The 20,671-nt window shown below is 61.4% G+C and carries 3 protein-coding genes and 1 tRNA gene; all 4 read left to right on the top strand.

Annotated elements, in window-relative coordinates; genetic code table 11:
- Positions 1 to 26 precede the first annotated feature (26 nt).
- The 4 genes from ACO07W_RS18745 to ACO07W_RS18760 all read left to right on the top strand — a co-directional run bounded on the left by ACO07W_RS18745 (position 27) and on the right by ACO07W_RS18760 (position 20,444).
- Positions 27 to 9,632 (top strand): SDR family NAD(P)-dependent oxidoreductase, encoded by a 9,606-nt coding sequence (locus tag ACO07W_RS18745; RefSeq protein ID WP_421845183.1) that lies wholly within the window; start codon positions 27 to 29, stop codon positions 9,630 to 9,632.
- Entirely contained in the window at positions 9,633 to 18,995 is a 9,363-nt protein-coding gene (locus tag ACO07W_RS18750) for an SDR family NAD(P)-dependent oxidoreductase (RefSeq protein ID WP_421845184.1), read from the top strand. It begins immediately after the preceding gene.
- Positions 18,996 to 19,982: 987 nt separating this feature from the next.
- Positions 19,983 to 20,056: transfer RNA gene (locus ACO07W_RS18755), tRNA-Ile, on the top strand.
- Between the two features lie 61 nt (positions 20,057 to 20,117).
- A complete protein-coding gene (locus ACO07W_RS18760; protein ID WP_421845185.1) occupies positions 20,118 to 20,444 on the top strand; it encodes a hypothetical protein in 327 nt (108 codons plus the stop codon).
- Positions 20,445 to 20,671 lie beyond the last annotated feature (227 nt).

Below are 20,671 nucleotides of genomic sequence, written 5' to 3' on the forward strand. Positions count from 1 at the left end.
ACCAGTCCTAAGACGCCACCGGATTTTTGACGGGAGTCGAACTATTCGATCCTGTCTTCTTTGGGATTACCCCGGCCGAGGCCGCTGCGATGAAACCAGAAGAACGCATTCTCCTCGAACTCGCACACGATGCGATCGAGACGGCAGGACATGCCGTGGGCGATGTCGAGCTGCGCAATGCGGGTGTATACATGGGCGTTACCGCAAACACGTACGCGTTGCACCGGCAAGGTACTGCTGACACGTCGCTGTTCGGGCTCGCGAATCGGGTGTCGCACTCATTGTGTTGCACCGGTCCCAGCTTTACGCTCGACGCCGGTTGCACCTCGGCTCTGACCGCAATCCATCTGGCCTGCGAGGCCTTACGTTCGGGATCAGTACCCATGGCGGTAGCCGGTGCCATCAACTTGCTCCTGCATCCGGAGAAGTTGCGGATGCTGCAGTCATACGGCTTGATCGCACCCGCCGAGTACGACGGGTTGTTCCCCGCGGACGGTTCCGGATTCGTACCGGGCGAAGGTGGCGGCGTGGTGGTTCTCACGACGCTGAGCCGCGCCCTGGCCAATGGAGACTACGTGTGGGGAGTTATCGATGCCTCCGCACTGAGTCATCAGGGAGGAGAGCGAAATTACCGGCTGCCTTCGCCAGGTGCATCGCGTCAACATCTTGCACATCTTTTGGCGCAGTCGGGAACAGATTCGCACCAGATCAACTACGTGGAGCTGCAGGCGTTAGGCGCCGAACTCGCCGACGCCAGCGAGTGGGCTGCACTCGTGGCGACTGTGGGTACCGACGGTGCGACTTGCCCGGCCGGCAGCGTCAAGCCCGCCATCGGGCATCTCGAGGCGGCGTCCGGAATAGCGCAGCTAACCAAGGTTCTGCTGCAAATGCGTTACGGCAAAATTCCCCCGAGCCCGGTTTCGCGGCACCCCAATCCGGAACTTGCCGTTGCAGATTCGCGCTTCTATTTCCCCGATTCAAGCATTGATTGGGAGGTTGATCGGGAAAAGCGGCGCGCCCTGATTACATCGTCGGGTATTGGCGGATCGCTGGCGTCGTTGATCGTGTCCGAGGCTGAGCCACGAACACCAATGCTGGACGAGTCACGGCGGCAAATGGTCGTACTTTCGGCGAAAACAGCCGACCAGCTTGACCGCCGCCGAGATGACCTATACGCGTATCTAACAAGCGCGTCGCCGAGACCTTCGCTGGCCGACGCGTGTTTCACGTTGCAAAGCGGACGCACGCACCACCGCTACCGCATGGCGTGGGTGGTCGCCTCTTGGGAAGAACTGATCGAGCAACCTGTGCCTTCCTGGCAGGGGCGCATTGACATACGTTTGGAGGCGGCGGAGCCAGCCGGGATCGAGGAAGCCGCCGCGGCCTGGGTGACCGGAACACCAATTCCTGAATGTTTCCTCGCGGTTGGCCGAAGAGTGCCCCTGCCCACGTATCCGTATGAACGACTTCGCTGCTGGTTGGACACGGCACAAGAGCAAACACCAGCAAGCTCCCGCGTGTTGAGCCGGCCCGAAGGCGTCGAGTCGCAGTCTGAAGATGCTGGGGCCGCATCTCGAGGCGTGGTGGCCAGCTACTATAACCGCGTCGCCGGAACAGTGGCTGACGAGGTCAAAGATCAGGACATCCATCTCGTCTTCGCGCCGTTTCTGCACCGGCTTCCTGGATATCGCTGGCTACAAACGTTTTTCGAGCCCGACCAATGTCCCGAACACTACGCGGAGACGTTGCGCGCACAACGCGAGATGAAGGAACTCTTATTCTCTGGAGTGACCTGGCAGGAAACTGGACGGGTGCTCGACGTTGGGTGCGGATTCGCGACCGATCTGATTGCGCTGGCCAATAAGCACCCAAGACTTGAGGCGACGGGCTACACGATCACGCCGAAGCAGGCCGAGTTGGGTACGCAACGGATCGCCTCGGCAGGCTTGGCGGGCCGGGTCGACGTCTGTTTGGCCGATAGTACGAAAGACGAGTTCAGCGGCGACTACGACGCGGCGCTGGCCTTTGAGGTGCTGTTTCACATTCGTGACAAGCATGCTTTGATTGCCAATCTTTCTCGGCATTTGCGCCCTGGCGGGACGTTACTCATCGCGGACTGTCTGGCGAACACGGTTGCCAGCATCAACCACGATGCGGTCGGGCTCTACACGTGTCGCCCTGTGGAGTTGGCGCATCTACTGGCAGACAGCGGTTTCGAGCTCATCCGTGCAATCGATGTGGGCAAAGAGATCAGTAACTTCCTCGTCGACGAGGATTTCGAGGCAACGTTGGCTCACCTGCGTGCGCGGCACCCGGACCTGGCCCATGCAGAGGCCGAACACCGGGCGTGGCACAACTGCGGAAAGGCCTTCGCGATGGGGCTCATCCGCTACGTGCTGCTGACGGCACGTTTTGACACGAGCAAGTCATCGGAAACCCTGCGCCTCCGCAATGTGGCTGCACTCGACTCAGCCGAGAGCTACTCCGATGTGATATCGGCAGGAAAACCCATGCAAGCAGAAAAAATTGGCAGCCAGCCCCGCGTCTCCATGGTGGAATTGCGCCAGCTTGCGGCTCAGGTGATCGGCATTCCGCAGCGCCGTATCGAGGAGGATATCCCGTTGGCGGAGTTCGGAGTCGACTCGCTGGTCGGCCTGAAACTACTCGACACGATTAACCGCCGCTTCGGCATCGGGCTGGAACTGCAGACGTTGTTTGATTCCCCGACGCTGGCTGGTCTGCGGAGCCGCGCGGATGGGGCGCTACCGGCGGTAGACGTGGCGGCCACGGAGGTAGCGACAACCCCAGAGCCGATACGGCCGAAATATCGGGCAGAGCCACGGCTAGCCCGCGCAGAGAACACGCCGATCGCCATTGTCGGGATGGCGGGGCGTTTCCCGAGGGCGAGAAATACCGAGGAGTACTGGGAAAACATCCTCGCGGGAGTGGATTCCGTTGCCGACATTCCGGCCAGCCGGTGGGACGTCGATCAATTCTACGATCCCGATCCGAATCAGCTGGGACGCAGCTGCAGCCGCTGGGGCGGATTTGTGGACGGTGTGGACTTGTTCGATGCGAAATTCTTTCGGGTGACCCGTGCCGAAGCCGAGGTAATGGACCCTCAGCAACGGCTGTTTCTTGAAACATGCTGGGAGGCATTGGAGAACGCTGGCTATGCCGGTCCGGCCTTGAACGGCGCGGCGTGCGGCGTCGTGGCGGGTGCTATCAACAACGACTACCAAATGTTGCTCGGCAGGACATCCGGTGTGCGCAATCTAGGTCACGCCATGCTCGGTAACGCCGCCTCGATACTGGCCGCTCGGGTGTCATATCTGCTTGACCTCAAGGGGCCGGCGCTCAGTATCGATTCGGCGTGTTCGTCGTCGTTGGTGGCGGTTCATCTGGCTTGCCAGAGCCTGCGCGATGGTGATGCCGATGTCATGCTTGCCGGCGGCGTCACGCTGTATCTCGACGAGACTCCGTACCTCATGATGAGCAAGTCGGGGATGCTCTCGCCCACGGGGCGCTGCCGTCCGTTTTCGGCCCAGGCGGACGGCATTGCGGTCGGCGAAGCCGTTGGGGTGGTGGCCCTCAAACGGCTGTCTGACGCGCTCGCGGATCGGGACACGATCCATGGTGTCATTCGCGCATCGCGTGTTAATCAGGATGGCCTCACCAACGGAATCACTGCGCCCAGCAGCGAGTCCCAACAGGCGTTGCTGACCGCTGTCTACCGGCAGGCCGGTATTAACCCGAACTCGATCGGACTGGTGGAAGCGCACGGAACTGGTACCAAACTCGGTGATCCGGTAGAGATCGCGGCACTAACGGCAGCATTTCGCGAGTACACCGACCGTTCCAACTTCTGCGCTGTCGGCTCGGTCAAGGGCAATATCGGTCACACGTCAGCCGGCGCGGGTGTGGCAGGTCTCATCAAGGCAACTCTGGCGGTACGCGAGGGAGTAATTCCGCCGTCGCTGCATGCTGAGCATCCCAACGAACTACTGCGCCTTGAATCCAGCCCGTTCTATCTCGCGAGCCGGCCGCAGCCCTGGAGCGGATCGCGCTTGGCCGCGGTGAGTGCGTTCGGATTCAGCGGGACAAATTGTCACGTGCTTGTCGAGGAGCCGCCGCCGGCACCTGAAGCCGGTCCTGACTGCGATTCGATCGTCACGCTTTCGGCCGCCACCAGACCGCAGCTGCACGAGCTTGCCGTAGGCATCTACGACTGGACTGGTTGCCATCGCGATCTGCGCGCGTGCGATATTGCGTACACGCTTGACCACGGGCGGATGCAGCTCGCCGAACGCGCGCAGTTCCGGGCGGCCTCGCTCAGCGAGTTGCGCGAAAAGCTGCTGGCGTACGTTGAAAAGCGCCCTCTGGCCGGCGTCTACGACGGCGGCGAGCATCCGCCACTGGCGGCTCCCGCCGATGTCCGTCGTGTTCCGTTGCCCACGTATCCGTTTGCCCGCGAACGGTACTGGTTCCGGACCGAAGAGGAATCAACGGCTGCGGCTGGCTTGCAGCGCGAGATCGAAATGAGCATAGATTCGGAAGTCCTGCTACGTGAGCACAAAGTATTTGGCCGTCACTCTATGCCGGTTGACGCGTTGCTCGACATCGTTTACCGCCAGGCTGTGGAGATCCTCAGGTCGGTTCCCATCCGGATCCGCGACGTAGCGTTGTTCACGCCACTATGGTGCGAACCGGGGGAGACGCGGCGGATGCTGGTAGAAGTCAGTGGCGACGGCCCGCTCAGCATCGAACTATCCAGCACTGGCGCGGAGCCGGACCGAAAACACCACCTCCGCGCGGTAGCAGAGGTGGAAACCGCGCAAGCACCATCCAGGTGCAGCTCACCTACAGTGCAACCGCTCGCTGAGAGAGCCGGTGCGGCTATTCTGCGCGAGGGTAAAGCGTTGGAGCTCGGTGAGTTCTTTCACACCATCGACAAGGCCAGCTTCTGGCCCGACCGAGCTCGAGCGGACTTGCTGCTCTCCGAGCCGGCGCACCGGGAAGCCGCGCGCTTCGCGCTGCATCCGGCGCTTCTCGATAGTATTTTCGGGCTGGCGCACAGCCTCGCCGGGCAGTCCGCCCAAGATTCGCAGGTCGCGTATCTCCCGTTCTGCATGCAGGATGTGCAGGTCTTTGCACCACTGAAAGACAGGGCATACCAGGCCGACATACGCGTCACCACCCGGACCGAGGAGTTTGTTCGCTACGACGCCGACTTGATCGGTCTCCAGGGAGACGTGGTGGTCGCGATTCGTGGCTTGGATCAACGCCGTGTTTCGCCGGACATGTTCTCGCAGAAGCCTTCCACGTCCACGGTTGGCAAAGATTCTGCGGCGCGGGCCAAGCTGCGGCTCAAGCCTACCGGCCATTCCGGACAATCGCCTTTGTCGACAACCGAATCCGTCCCGGTGGTCGAGCCTCGGAAGTCGGCGCCTACCGCAGCGCCGACGCTCGGCCAGCTGCGAGATTTGCTAGCCGAAGTCATGCTGTGTGCACCGTCAACGCTGGACCAGCGGCGGAGCCTGGTGGAACAAGGTGTTGACTCCATACTCGGCTTGGAGTTCGTCCAACGAATCAACCGCACGTTTGGGTTGCGTTTGCAAGGAACGGTCCTGTTTGAGCACCCGACGCTCGAGGATTTGACCGAGGCGCTGGGCGGCATCGACGAGCCCGCCGCGGGGGCGGGGTCTCAGCCGGCTGAGACGCACGCTTTGGAGTCGCGGCAACCGCAACGGGCCGAGGCGGTCCCGCAACGAGATCCGTTCGTTTCGGCGCCGCCGCAGGTTGATCCGTTACAAGCTACAAGCCTCGCCGAAGGCGACGGACACATCGCTGTAATCGGTATGGCAGGACGGTTCCCGGGCGCTGCGACGCTCGATGAGCTGTGGCATCACCTGGCGAACAACGACTGTTTGATCACCGACGTGCCGCTCGATCACTGGGATTACCGACCCCACTTCGACCCCGAGACTCCCGGCGGAATGTATTGCAAGCGGGGCGGTTTCATCGACAGTGTGGACCGTTTCGACCCGCTGTTCTTCAACATCTCTCCGCGCGAGGCTGAGACCATGGACCCGCAGCTACGGTTGCTCTTCGAGGTGCTGTGGGAGGCGTTCGAGGACGCCGGATACGCCGGCCGTGTCCGTGGCACCCGCACTGGCATCTATCTGGGAAACTGCTACAACGACTATCTGGATCTGATGAAGCAGCATTCGAATGTTGACTTCCAGTTCGCCGGCAGCGGGAACTCCAATTCGATGCTGTCGAATCGGGTGGCCTACTATTTCGATCTCACTGGACCGTGCATGACGCTCGACACCGCTTGCTCCTCTTCGCTGGTGGCACTCCATCTGGCTGCGCAAGCCCTTCGGGATGGCGACTGCGACATGGCGGTCGCGGGCGGTGTGAACCTCAGCCTCAGCGCCTCAAAATATCTGAACTTCTGTGCGATTGGCGCCTTCTCGAAGAGCGGAGCGATTCGGCCTTTCTCGGCGAATGCGGACGGCTACCTGCCCGGGGAGGGTGTGGTGTCGGTGCTGCTCAAACCTCTTGAGGCAGCGCTGGTGGCCGGCGACCGGATTCACGGCATTCTGCTCGGCTCTGCCGTGCGGTGCGCGGGTAGATCCCCCGGACCGACGGTGCCCAACCATGCGATCGAGACAGCCACGATGGTTGACGCCTGGCGTTCGGCCAACATCGACCCTGAAACGATCACCTACCTGGAGGCGCACGGCACGGGAACGCGTATCGGTGATCCGTTGGAGGTCAACGCGATCAAGCGCTCGTTCGCCCAATTCACCAATAGGACGGGGTTTTGCCAAGTTGGCACGGTGAAGGCGAACATCGGACACACCGAAGCGGCGGCGGGGCTCGCGGGTGTGGTAAAGACGTTGCTTCAGATGCGGCACCGAACCATAGCGGGAATACCGGGGCTGTTGCCGCTCAATCCGATGATCGAGATCGATGGAACGCCAATCGTATTCGAGAGCGAGTCGCGTCCCTGGCGATCCCCAAAGGGAGCGCCGCTGCGGGCGGGAGTTAGCTCGTTTGGGATGGGGGGCACCTATGCCCATGCCGTTCTCCAAGAACACATTGAACCCACGCCGCCCACGGTGCCGGAGGATGCACCGCAGACAATTGTTCTTTCGGCGCGCACACGCACGGCCCTGAAAGACAGCGTCAGCCGGTTAGCTGAGTTCCTTGAGCGGAACCCCGCGGTCCGGCTCGCTGATGTCGCCTATACGTTGGCCTTCGGACGCGAGCGCATGGAGGAAACATGGGCGTTTCATGCGCAGAGCGTCGCTGACGCAACTCGACAGCTGCTGACAGCTGATATCGATCAATGTGCCACGCCGAGCATTGAAGTCCAACCACCCGCTGGCGGGCGACTCATCGCTCTGCCGTCATATCCGTTTGAATCCCAGCGCTATTGGTTGCCGACATGTACTAGCGAGTCCGGCAACCTCGGGCCGAGGCTGGTGCCGGACTGGGCGGCAGCTACTGGAAACGGGCTGACCTTCCGTTGCCAGTTTGATCCCGACGAAGTACTACTTGACCAGCATCGCGTGTACGGTGAGGCGATCCTGCCCGCGACGGCGAGTTTGTTGCTGGCCTGCGAGGCCGCGTCGCTGATCCGATCGGATTTCCCTTGGCAGTTGCGAAATATCGTATGGCACAATACTATCAATGCCGGTCCTCTGGAGCTCCGCGTTGACCGACAGGACGCGAGCTGTCAATGGTTGCTGAGCGGCGCAAAAGGTGTGGAGCACGCGAGCGGCGTGATCGAAATGCATGCTGATGAAAGCCGCATCCGGCTGGATGAATCCATTCGGCATTCCTTCAACGGCCCGCGGGTTGAGTCCGAGGCCTTGTACACGTCGTTCGAGGCCGCCGGTATTGCCTATGGGCGGGTATTTCGGGCACTGCAGTACTTGTCTATCGCCGGCGATCAGGCGCTCGGTGAGTGGAAAGCCGCGGCTGGAGCGCCCGCGGCAGCGGTGCTCGATTCTGCGTTGCAGAGCGCATGCGCACTGTTTTCCGAGCAGTCGGATGCCGCCATCGTGCCGTGGTCGTTGGGCCGGGTGACCCTGCATGGCGCGTTGCCCAGTGCCGGCTATTGCCTGATCCGGCGGGTACGCGAGGGGAGCTTCGACGCCTTCGTTGCAGACCTTGACGGAAACGTGTGCGTCGAGTTCGAGAGCTTCGCCGTTAGGCGGCTACCGGCCAAACCGGGCACCGGCTTGAAGGTCTACGGGTGGACGGAGTCAATTGCGCAACAACCGGTGGCAGACGGGCCGGAAATTCCCGAAAACATTGTGGTGGTGGCCGAGGCTGCTGGTGAGATAGGAGCTCAGCTCAGCCGATCAATACCTGCCGCGGCTATCGTCAACAATTCATCCGGCATATCCAGGGCACTGGCCGGGGGAATACCCGACGAGGTCTGGTTCGTTGGCGAACCGGGGCGCTCGGCGGTTGCAGCCGAGAGTGAGCTGCGACTGTTGCACAAGCTCGTACGGTCGCTCAGCGAGGCTGGTGCCGATCAATGCGATCTCAGGATCTACGTGTTGGCGGGTGGCCCCTTCGGTGCGGGCCTGTTGGCCCTGGCTCGATCAGTTGCTAATGAGCATCCGCGCTGGATGGTGGAGGCCGCGGAAATTGACGCTACGTCGATCTCCCGCGAGACGATTTCACAGCTTCGATGCGGACCTGCGATCTCTCGAGGAGAGGAGCTCACATACCGGGGTGGTCGACGTTTTGTGCGGCGTCTGCAACCGATCTCGGTCGACGATTCCGGCGCATCGCCGGTGCGTGTGGGGGGCGTGTACCTGATCGCCGGGGGAGCACAGGGAATCGGCTACGAGACGGCACGGTGGCTGGCACGTGAGTACTCCGCGAATTTAATTCTGATGGGCCGCAGTCCACTCGCGGACCCGATTTGGAGTCGCGTTCGTGAGCTTGAACGCGTTGGTGCCCAAGCAATCTACGTTCGTGCCGATCTGAGCGATATTCAGTCACTATGGCACGCGGTGGAAATTGGCCGGGCCGAGTTCGGCCCGGTGCAAGGTGTCGTTCATTCCGCGATGGTCTTGCACGACGGCCTGCTTGCTTCCCTGGACGATAACGGATTCGCTGAGCCGCTGCGCGCCAAGATGTCGGGGCTGGAGAATCTTCGCGAAGTGCTACGTAGTGATCCGCTTGCCTTCGCGTTAGTCCATTCGTCCGTGCAGTCCGTGCTCGGCAACGCCGGGCAGAGCAATTATGCTGCCGCATCTGCGTTTGCGGACAGTTTCGCAAATGTCTGGCGAAGCGAAGTCTCCTTTCCGGTGAAAACCGTGAACTGGACCTATTGGGGGAGCGTGGGCGCGGTCGCGACTGAAGAGTACCGACAGCGAATGCGCGCGGTGGGGGTGGAGTCGATTGAGCCCGGTGAAGCGTTCCCGGTAGTGGAACGGTTGCTGCGGTCGACTTCTGTTAATCAGATCTATGCGGTTAAGGCCGCTGAACGATTTCTCCCATTGCTCGGTATCGAAAATGGCACAGCGAAAGCAGCCACGTCGTCCAACGGAGGATCGTCGCCGCTCGCGCGCAGCCTTGTGGTGCTAAAGGAGGTCCGCTAGATGCAGTCAGGTCTACTTGAGCGGTACTGCTCCTCGGAACTTCTGAGGGTGTTCCACGAATTGGGCGTGTTCCATCGCCCAGGAGAGCAGTATGAACTCGCTGAGCTATCGGCGAGACTTGGAATCATTTCCGACTACCGGCGACTGTTTCCCGCACTGCTACGAATTCTGGAACGGGCTGCATACCTTCAGCTCGACAATTCGCGGGTTCAGACAACGAGCTCGGTGGGCTCCTCGTCGCTGGCGCCTACCGAGATAGCCAGCCTGTACCGGAATCTCGTGGAGTCCCAGCCCGAGTTCGCCGCGCACGCCGAGGTGCTACGCGACTGCCTGGCTGCCTATCCGGAGGTGCTGACCGGGAGGCGGAACGCTATCGAAGTACTGTTTCCGAGGGGATCACTATCACGTCTGGAAGCGATCTATAAGCGCGACGTTGCAGCCCACGCTTGCGGGAATCTGACGGCCGACTTGGTGTCAAGCTACGTGGTCGCGAACCAGGATTCGAGGTCAACGATCCGGATCCTTGAGGCGGGTGCGGGAACCGGTGCAACCTCGGCCTTGGTGCTTCCCGCGCTGGCCAAAACGGATGCCAGCATCGAGTTCGTATACACCGACATCTCGCCTGCGTTCCTCGAGCATGGGCGGCGATCGTTCGAAATTGAGTACCCTTTTGTGCGCTTCGAGCGGCTCGACCTGGAAGCAGCGCCCGCCGAGCAAGAGTTCTCACCGGGCGAGATCGATCTAGTCTTTGCCTGCAACGTGTTGCACGCAACGCGCGATATCGCGGAAACGTTGGCGCACGTAAAGTGGCTGCTGCGGCCTCAGGGCGTTATTGCCATAACCGAGGTCACCCAAGCGCACGATTTTGCGACCTTGCTGTTTGGGCTCACTGGCGGCTGGTGGCGCTTTGAGGATGAGGGAATCCGTATCCCAGATTCTCCGCTGCTCACTCCCTCATCGTGGAAGCAGGTGATAAGCGAAGCGGGTTTTGGCGGTATCGAGGATCTCACGCCGATAGACGGCCAGTGGTCCGTGCTTGTGGCGGAGAGCGATACCGATGTGGCCAAGGACGGTGACGGTGGTGTGGCGCCGGCCGAAACCGAGCGCCCAGCAGCGCCAGTGGTCCCGCTGGCTGCGACCGGAACGCCTCTCGGCGTGCCGTCGCAAGAGGGTGTGATGGAGGTGATCCGGGCTGCCTTTTCCGATGTTCTACGGATTCCACCTGCGCGAATTCGTCCGGATGTAAAGTTCGAGAAATTTGGCGTCGACTCGTTGGTCGCCCTTGAACTAAATAAGCGGCTCGAGCGGAGATTCGGCTCGTTGCCGGCTTCGCTGCTGTTCGAGCATGACACCGCCGCCAAATTGGGTGCCTACTTGTCAAGTTTGGTTCCAGGGAAAGGGATTCCGGGCTCTGCCAGCTCGTCCTCGGCTGTCCATGCTGGGCGGCAGACGGCCACAGCAACCGCGACCGTAGGTCCGGAAACCAGTTCTGCCGCTGCGGATGTGACACACCCAGAGGTGGCACGGCTGGGCGCTCCTCGTGCAACGAGCCGATCTGGTCAAGCGGGCGAACCTATCGCCATCGTCGGAGTTGCGGGCCGTTTCCCGCAAGCGGATTCACCTTCCGAGTTCTGGACAAACCTGCGCTCCGGTACGAACTGCGTTCGGCAGTTCCCCGAGGACCGACTTGCCCTCTTGCCGTCTCATCAGAGGGGGGAATGGTATGGCGGTTTTCTTGAGGATATCGACAAATTTGACCCCACGTTCTTTGGGATCGCTCCGTTGGAAGCCGAGTACATGGATCCTCAGGAGCGCCTGTGGATCCAGACCGCCTGGCATGCGATGGAAGACGCGGGCTACACACGCGCGCGTTTCGAGCGTCTGGAAGATCTTGGACGCCCGGCTGGTGTCTTTGTTGGTTGCATGTATTCGCAATACACTCTGGCGACGTCAGATCCTCAAGCAGCGGGCCGGCTGGGAGCGGGCGGCCACTGGTCGATCGCGAATCGGACTTCATACCTGCTGCACCTGCGCGGACCAAGTATCGCGATCGACACGGCGTGCTCGTCATCGTTGACCGCCATCCACCTTGCTTGTCAGAGCATTCGCCGTGGGGAATGCGGAGCGGCGATCGCCGGCGGCGTCAACCTCACGATCCATCCAGGAAAGTATGAAGCGCTGAAGGGGGCGGCGCTGCTGGCCGACGGTTCACAGTCGAGCGCATTTGGCCAATCCGCCGGACTTCTCCCAGGCGAGGCTGTTGGCGCGGTAGTGCTAAGGCCGTTCCGCGACGCAATCGCCGACAACGACTTCATCTACGGTGTCGTGCTGGGTTCGGCGGCCAATCACGGGGGTAAGACCGGCGGCTACCGGATCCCGAACCCGGAGGCGCAAGCCGAGCTCATTCGTAATAGCTTGCATCAGGCGGGCATAGCGCCGGAGTCGATCTCCTACATCGAGGCGGCGGCGAACGGTTCACCGCTGGGCGATCCCCTCGAGTTCGTCGGTCTGCGCCAGGCATTCGGTGCCTTGGAGGCCCGCATAGGGAGCGTTAAATCCAATATCGGCCATTCCGAATCAGCTTCCGGGATCGCTCAGCTCACCAAGGTTTTGGGGCAGTTTCGCGAGGGGCAGATCTTTCCGACTATTCACAGCGAACCCCGAAATCCGCATCTGGGAATCGAGAACACGGGGCTTCGCCTCGTCACCAGTTTGGAGCCATGGAGCCCCGACGGCGCGCGTCGGGCCGCGATCAGCTCATTCGGGGCGGGAGGCGCGAATGCGCACTTGATCGTCGAGGAGTATCGCGTTGCTAAGCCGGACGTTAACGACGAGGGCACGGTAGGAACTCCGGAACTTGTGGTGCTATCGGCGGCCACCGAGGAGCAGCTACGCCAGCAATGCGAGCGCTTGCTGGCTGCGGTGAGCACGGAGCCGCCGTCTTTGGCCGATCTGGCCTACACATTGCAGACGGGTCGAGAACATCTGGCAGAACGTTTGGCTGTCACGGTTACCAGTACCGAGGAGCTGCAGTCGGTGCTCGGCGCGTTCTTGCAGCACGAACCAAGAACGGTTGTGCGTGGTTGCAGCGAAGAGGACAGCGACCTGAAAGAGGCACTTGGCGGCGCCGCAGGAGAAGGCTACCTGAAGATCTTGCGAGACGATCGCGATTGGATACGGGCAGCGAGTTTGTGGGTACGCGGGATCGAGATAGATTGGGCGGAATGGCATTCCGGCCGTGCGGTCCGCCGGTTTCCGCTACCCGGCTACCCATTCGCGAAACGGCGTTGCTGGGTCGAAGCAGGTGCTTCGCAGACCGCACCGATGCTGCATCCGCTGGTGCATCAGCAGATCATCCGCGATGGCTTGATCACGTTCGTCACGTATTTCAACGGGTCCGAGCCATTTCTGGCCCAGCACCGACTGGCTGGCAAAGCCACCATGCCCGCTGCAGGTCTCCTGGAGATGGCCAGGGCTGCGGCCCAGCTAACGCGCAACGCACCGCCAACGCGGTTGAGCAGGCTGGCTTGGACCACCCCGCTGCAGGTGACGTCCGCGCGTCAGGGGCGTGTGGAGATCGAGTTTGTCGAAAATGCCAACGACGACCTCGATTTCCGGATTCTTGGTGTAGACAGTGAGATCGCCTCCGGCACAGCACATTTTACGGAGATAGACGGTGGTGATGCTCTCCGTCCCGGGGTCTGCGGCGCGACGACGTACGACCCCGACGAGCTCTACGCTGTCTTCGAACAGGCCGGGCTGGAACTAGGTCCGCATTTTCGTTCGCTCGAATCGATGCAGCTGAGCATGGCGCAAGCACAGGCCACGCTGGCTCTACGGGAAAGTCATGCCGGCTACGGTTGGCAGCCCGGACTGCTCGACGGTGTGCTGCAAACATTGGCGGGCTTGCGCGCATGTGACGGCGAGCCGTCACTGCAGGTACCGTACTGGATCGATTCTGTTACGGTCCACGGTGATCTTGGTGAAAGGGCCGAGGTGGTCGTGGCGCCCGCTGCGGGATGCGAAGGTAGTGTTGACATCTCCGTTTGGAACGAAAAGGGAGAGCTGGCGCTCGCTCTGCGCGGTGTCGCGACCAGAAGCTACCCAGGTCCGGAACACGTCCTCCAGGCCGAACCCGATGACATGGAAACCCTGCTGGCGCGCCTGGCCGGTGACGTTCTGAAACTAGCGCCTGAGGAGGTTCCACGGACCCGGGCATTTCCCGACTTCGGGTTCGATTCGGCCTCACTGGTTGCCTACGCACGCTCGATTGGCGAAAGATTCGGGATCGAGTTGAGCCCGGCTGAACTATTCGCGCGTCCGACTATTGCGGAGCTTGCGACCCAGCTCAAAGCCAAACAGGTTAGCCTGCCCAAGATTAACGGCACCGGTGAAGCCAGGGGCACCGCCGGGCTACAACAGTCGCTGGCCCAGCACAAGTCGCAAGTGCCGGGGCAACGTGCGATGGTCCGGCGCACGGGTACTACCGCCCCGATCGACCGCAACGATGCAGCCGAGCCAATCGCCATAGTCGGAATGGCCTGTCAATTCCCTGGTTCGGCTGATGCCGAAGAGTTCTGGCGGCACCTCGAGGCGAGCGATGACCTGATTGGCGAAGTACCGTCCGAACGCTGGAATTGGCGTGACTTCGGAACCGAAACCCCGGCACGATGGGGTGGATTCTTGGACCGGGTTGACCTATTCGATCCGTTGTTTTTTGGTATCTCGCCGCGTGAAGCATCGTTGATGGATCCTCAGCACCGGCTCTTCCTTGAAACGGTCTGGCATACCATCGAGAATGCCGGGTATGCGCCGTCTGAGCTGGCGGGCTCGAGCACCGAGCTGTTCGTCGGGGTTTCGACTAGCGATTACGCTGACCTCATCCGCGCCAGCGTTAGCGGCGTCGAGAGCCAGATGGCTACGGGCATCGCGCACTCAATCCTTGCCAATCGGATCTCCTACCTACTGGACCTGCGCGGAGTCAGCCAACCTGTCGATACCGCCTGTTCAAGCTCGCTCGTGGCGATTCACCATGCGGTAGAAGCGATTCGTCAAGGCCGGTGCGACCTGGCGCTTGCGGGCGGAGTGAATGTCATTCTCAGTCCTGTTCTCGCCATGGGTTTCGGTAAAGCGGGTTTCATGAGCCCCTCCGGCCGGTGCAGTGCATTCGGTGACAAAGCAGACGGATATGTCCGTGGTGAGGGCGTGGGTGCTGTTCTGCTGAAACCATTGTCACGTGCCGTGGCCGACGCTGACCACATTCACGCGGTAATTCGCGGAGTTGCTGTGAATCACGGCGGACGGTCTGCTTCCCTGCCTGCGCCAAATGCTCGGGCGCAATCAGCTCTGCTGACCGAAGCGTGGCGTCAAGCAGGTGTTGGCGCAGCAAGTATCGGCTACATTGAGGCGCACGGAACTGGGACTGCACTAGGTGATCCGATCGAAGTACTCGGTATTAAAGAGGCGTTGGAGGGTGCGGGACGCTCTGGCCGGGACGGCACGATGCCCTGCTGGCTGGGGTCGGTGAAGAGCAATCTTGGTCACCTTGAAGCGGCTGCCGGAATGGCTGGTGTCATCAAGACGGTACTAGCGCTGCAACGTAGGACCATTCCGCCGACCCTGCATGCCGAAGTCCTCAATAGGCACTTGCCGCTAAAAGACACGCCGATCAACATTGCGCAACACTCGGTGGACTGGCCGCATGTACCAGGCCTCCCGCGGCGGGGCGGGGTGAGCTCGTTTGGTTTTGGCGGGACTAACGCGCATGTTGTTCTAGAGGAAGCGCCGCTGCGCGTGCCGTCGCCCGCGCGCCCGAATGCCGCTAACCTCGCGGTGCTGTCTGCGCGGACGCCTGATTGTCTGCGCGAGTACGCGCGGGTGCTGGCGACTTTTTTCGAATCGCACCAGCAGCTTTCAGTGGATGACGTCTGCTATACGCTGCGAGTTGGCCGAGTGCAAATGGGGCAGCGCTGGTCGGCGAGGGTGAAGTCGTTGACTGAGCTGACTGAACGCCTTCGCAGTCTGGCCGTACACGATCTGCAATCCGGCACCCACTCCGAGCCGGGCCACCGACACGCTGCTACCGACACTCTCCCGGACGTTCTTCCGGGCCAGCGTATTCCACTGCCCATGTACCCATTTGCACGAAAGTCCCACTGGTTCAAGCCTATTCAATTCGAGCCGATTCAAGCTTCGGAGCATGAGCCGAGGAGCGGCCGGGTAGTGCTCGATCCGAGCGAGCCCCGCATCGCCGATCATCGGGTAGGGGATCAACTTGTCTGCGCCGGGGCAATTATCGTCGACGAGGCGCTGCGCGTCGCCGCACGCGGGAAACGAGTACGGCTCTCGGAATGGACATGGTTGCGACCGGTAGTGCTGGCTGGCAGCGATACCGTTGAGCTGCGCGTCCGCTGTCAGTCCGACGACGTGGTGGTCGAGACTGAAGATGGTGTCGCAGTCGCAAAAGGCCTACTCGCCGAGGCTTACTCGCTCGACGAGGACATCGTGCCGCCGCAGATGGACGCCGTGGTATCCGGCGAGAATCTCTACGAGATCTTCGAGGCCGAAGGCGTTTCCTACGGCACCTGGTTTCGCCTGATTACCGCTCTCACTGAGGCCGACGGCCAAGTGTGGGCCCGATTCTGCATTCCGCCGCTCGACCAGACCACCCCGAGGGCGGATCTTCTCGACGCAGCAATGCAGTGCGCCAGCTACCTGTGTCTGAGGCGGTCAGAGCGTGGATTGCCGTATGGATTGACCAATCTCGAATGGTCTGAACGCGCGCTGCCGTCATCGGGGTGGATCCAGGCGGCGATAGGTGACGTTGGCCTGACGTTCAAGGTCGCAGACGAGACCGGCCGAGTGTTCCTGCGTCTGGTTTCGCTTGTGTTCCAAGAGCCCCCTGCAGTATCGACGCTCTCGCAGTCGACGCTCGAATGGTGCGAGGAAAAAGACAACTCGCCTATGCAACCAGATTCGCGATGGCTGATCGTCGCTGAGACGGCCGATGCTGATTTCGCGAAGACCGTTGCGCTGGGCCTGCCCAACGGCAGACATCAAACGCCGGACGAAGTCGAGCTAAGCAGTCCACCCGAAGCTGTCTGCTACGTTGCGCCGACTGACGCTGGTCTTGCTGCCTCTGTCAAGGGTCTGGGGTTCCTCCAATCGCTTTCGCGCAAAGCAGGTCCTGATAGTGCTCTGCCGCTGACGGTTGTTACCCGCGGTGAGCAGAAAATAACGGGAGAGGACGAACCGCATCCGGATCAAGCCGGCGTCTGCGGGCTCGCCGTTGCTGCGGCGCGCGAAAATTTCGGTTGGACGGTCAGGACCATCGACGTCGCGGCCAACGTCACGACGGAAGAACTCGTATCTGTGCTGAAGCAAGGGGACAGCTCTGACAGTGGGTCTAGACTCGCCTACCGTTCGGCTCGTCGTTACGTCAGGCGCCTGATCGACCGAGGGGTCGAGTACCAGGGCGACGCCTGGCGCGAGCGCGGTGTGTACCTCATTACCGGCCCATATGGCGGAATTGGATCATCACTGGCGCGGCATCTTGCTCTCACATGCAAGGCGCGTCTGGCATTAATCAGCCGGCGTGAGCCCGGACCAACGGAATTGCGCAGCATCGAGAAACTAGAAGAACTGGGCGCCGAGGTGCTGCCGATAGCTGTCGACCTGGCCGACGCGGACGCATGTCACCGGGCCGTGAACTCGGCCTGTACTCGCTTCGGCGAGATCAACGGGGTCTTCCACTCCGCGCTAGTTCTCGAAGACCGCATGCTTGCCGAGGTCACCAGCGACAGCCTGGAGCGGGTCTGCCGCCCGAAGTATCAAGCCACCCTGAACCTCTGCGGGGAATTTCGCGATCGGGCCATCGATTTTCTCTGCGTATTCTCCTCCATCGCCTCGATCGCGGGTTCTTTCGGTCAAGGCAGCTACGTGGCGGCTTCGGCACTGCAGGACGCGGTTGCGCTTTCAGCGGGCGAAGGCCTGCGGCTGCCGGTGCGTGTGATCAACTGGGGCTATTGGGAGCACGGCGGGTCCGGGGAGCGCAATAGCGAACTCATGGAGCGGATGGGGATCGATGCCATTCGCCCTGGCGAGGCTTTCGCGTGGTTACGCCGGTTCTTGGCAGCCGGGGATGACAAACAACTAGTGGTCACTCGCAAGTCTTCTGAGGAACTGCGGCCGGCTTCGCCCCGATTGAAATCAACGCTGTCCCCGGAGGTGGCCCGTCGTCGGATCAGCGAAATTATCAGCCGATTGCTGCATATTTCCGCTGACGAACTCGATCCTGATACGCCGCTGGAGAGCTATGGCCTGGACTCCATTGTCACCCTGCAATTCAGCGACGTCCTAACCGCCGATTTCGGCCGCGTGACCCCGGCCGAAATCGCGGAGAATCGCACCATCAATGCGCTCGGAGCGCTGGTATCGGGCGGCAAGGATGCCGTTGCGCGGGTGAGCCCGCCACGGGAACTTTTGGTCTTCGCATCCGAGGGCTGCAAACCGGGCGCTCCGGTCAGCTATTGGGTGCATGGTGCGCCTGGCTATGCACAGGTGTTTCAGCCGCTGTCGACCGATCCAACCTTTCCGGTGTATGCATTTCAGGCTCGAGGTATAGACGGTGTGACACCGCCGTTCGACGACTTTGACGCGATGGCCGATTACTACTGCGAGTGCATGGACAGGATGACTCCGGGGAGGTCGGCGATAATCGGGGGCTACTCGTTGGGTGGCGTGGTCGCACTCGAAGTTGCCCGGCGCTGGCATCAAGCGGGAAATCCAGTGAAGCTGTTGGTCCTTCTTGACACCTACCCGAACGCGGCGCCGGTCGAACGGCTGTTTTCTTCTCTTCGGGACCAGGGCTTCTACCAAATCATGCTGGCGAACATGTTTCTCGCCACCCGCGGATATGAAAGTATCCCCATCGCCGAAGCCGACCTCGAAGCGGTGCCCGCAGCATCACGGCTAGCTGCACTCGCGCGGATCGTCAGCGAACGCAACAACGGGGTCCCCGCAGAGCACGATGTCTATCGTGCATTACTCGGGACGACGGCGGTCAGCAATGCGACCGGTGAGGCTTTCCGCCGCTTTCACATTGCACCCTATGATGCGTCTGATGTCCTTTTCATCCGTGCTGCAAGAGGTTTCGTGCTTGCCGAAGAAGGGCCCTTCAGCGGCATGGTCGCTCGATTCGGCGACTACGACTACCTCGCTGCCTGGCGGGAGATCATCCGATCACCACTTACGGTCGAAACTGTCGACGCCGATCACTTCTCGCTTCTTTCGCCGGATAATGCCGGCCAAGTGCGGAGCATGATTGAAAAAGCCACCATTAGCGCGGAGCAGAGGGCCGTATAGGCGACGGCCGCAATTGGTCCGTCTTTGGTGGGGGCGCAGAATTTCCGTCGCGCGGCGTTTACCGCCGCTGTTGTCGAACTACTCAAAGGTCGGGCGCGGTCGTCTGAGGGGGTCTAGCCCGCAGCTGCGCCGGGGCTCAAGGAATTCGACCGTGATATCGGTGCCCAATATGCGGGTGCAGTCGACTCCGAGCGCAGAGTTTTCCCTTGGCCACCTCACCTAGGGCGCCTTTGACGAGTTCGGCCTCGGCCAGCATCCGTTTGAGGCGCCTGTTTGCTCGCGCAACTGCTTGAGCTCCATTGCGGCATCACGGTCCATTCCGCCATAGGCGCGCCGCTAGTTGTACGGCGTGGCCACTGATACCCGCGCTCGACCGCGGTCTGTTCACCGGAGCTGCCTGCGGCGGCTAGCTCATCAGCTCGGCGCAGCTCACGCACAATGTTCTCGGCGGAAGACCTCTTTCGACAAGCCATTACTCTCGTCCCTTCGGGCCCACCTTTGAGGCCACGAGACTCTAAAACCGGCTGGACTCATTCACGGGGACACACCACCGAGCTTTCCGGTTTTGGGCGTGTATGGCGGGTGAATCAGACGCTGCAGGTCGGTGCCCGAGCCGATTTTTGTACCGGCGGGCTTCGCCACGGAGGGATCGGCGGTTGGCCTAGCGGTAGCCTACTGTCCATTGAGGAGCGCCACTGCGCGAGTTTGATAACGCGTGCACCGAGGTCCGACATTGCTGACCTGACCCGACATAGGCAGAAGCGCGCCATGGCATCGCTTGCTAGCCAGTGCGGACACTGAAGTCGAGGTCGTGAAAAAGCATTGCGAGTGCGCTCCGGCGGCTAAGGTCTCGGGCCTCGGTGGTCACGGGCTGAGCGGCAACTCGGAGGGCGTAGCACCTGTGCTTCGGCGGGCCATCGGTAACAATGCGGTGTACCGAAGCTGATTGGGTTATGGGGGAGAGGATATCCTCAGCTAGTTCAGCTGGGGGCGGTAGCTCAGTTGGTTAGAGCCGCGGACTCATAATCCGTTGGTCGCGGGTTCGAGCCCCGCCCGCCCCACTTCAGAGCCCATCTTTCAAGATCAGTCTCCGCCGATCAGTGGGAAAACGCGTTCCTACAGATGCGAAATCAGTCCCACGCGATCACCTGGGAAGGCGCAGGCGGCGATGGGCTACGACAACGAACCCGTGCTGACCTGGCCATCGTCAGCGCCAGAGCCGACCAACTGCGTGCAGCCAGCAAGGTCGCCCGTGATGGCGCCGGAACTATCGCCGCAGCCCAGCGTAGGGTCATCTATGCCGTCCAAGATGCCCACGAGGCTGGGTTCACTGTCGGCGAAGACCTCTCCGTCATCGACACCCGAACAAGCCGCACGGCCGCAGAACAGGCAGCTCGGCAAGCCCAAGCACAAGCATTCGCTGGCGACATCCGCCAACGCGCAACATAACTCATCGGGCACGAACACGACGTAGCCGCCAAAGTTACCGTAGCCACCACGCCCCTGAGTACAGTCACCTTCCAGGAACACCTACTGGCGCCACCCAACCACAAGCCACAAATCCAGGCCGTCGATCGCCACTGGAAACAAAACCCGACGCCAAGTCCGAACCCGGCAAATATGACCGAGGCAGAGGCTAGGGCAACATACGAGAACCTAAAGAGCGATATAGCCCG

The sequence above is a fragment of the Mycobacterium sp. genome, assembly GCF_965230835.1.
GTDB lineage: Bacteria > Actinomycetota > Actinomycetes > Mycobacteriales > Mycobacteriaceae > Mycobacterium.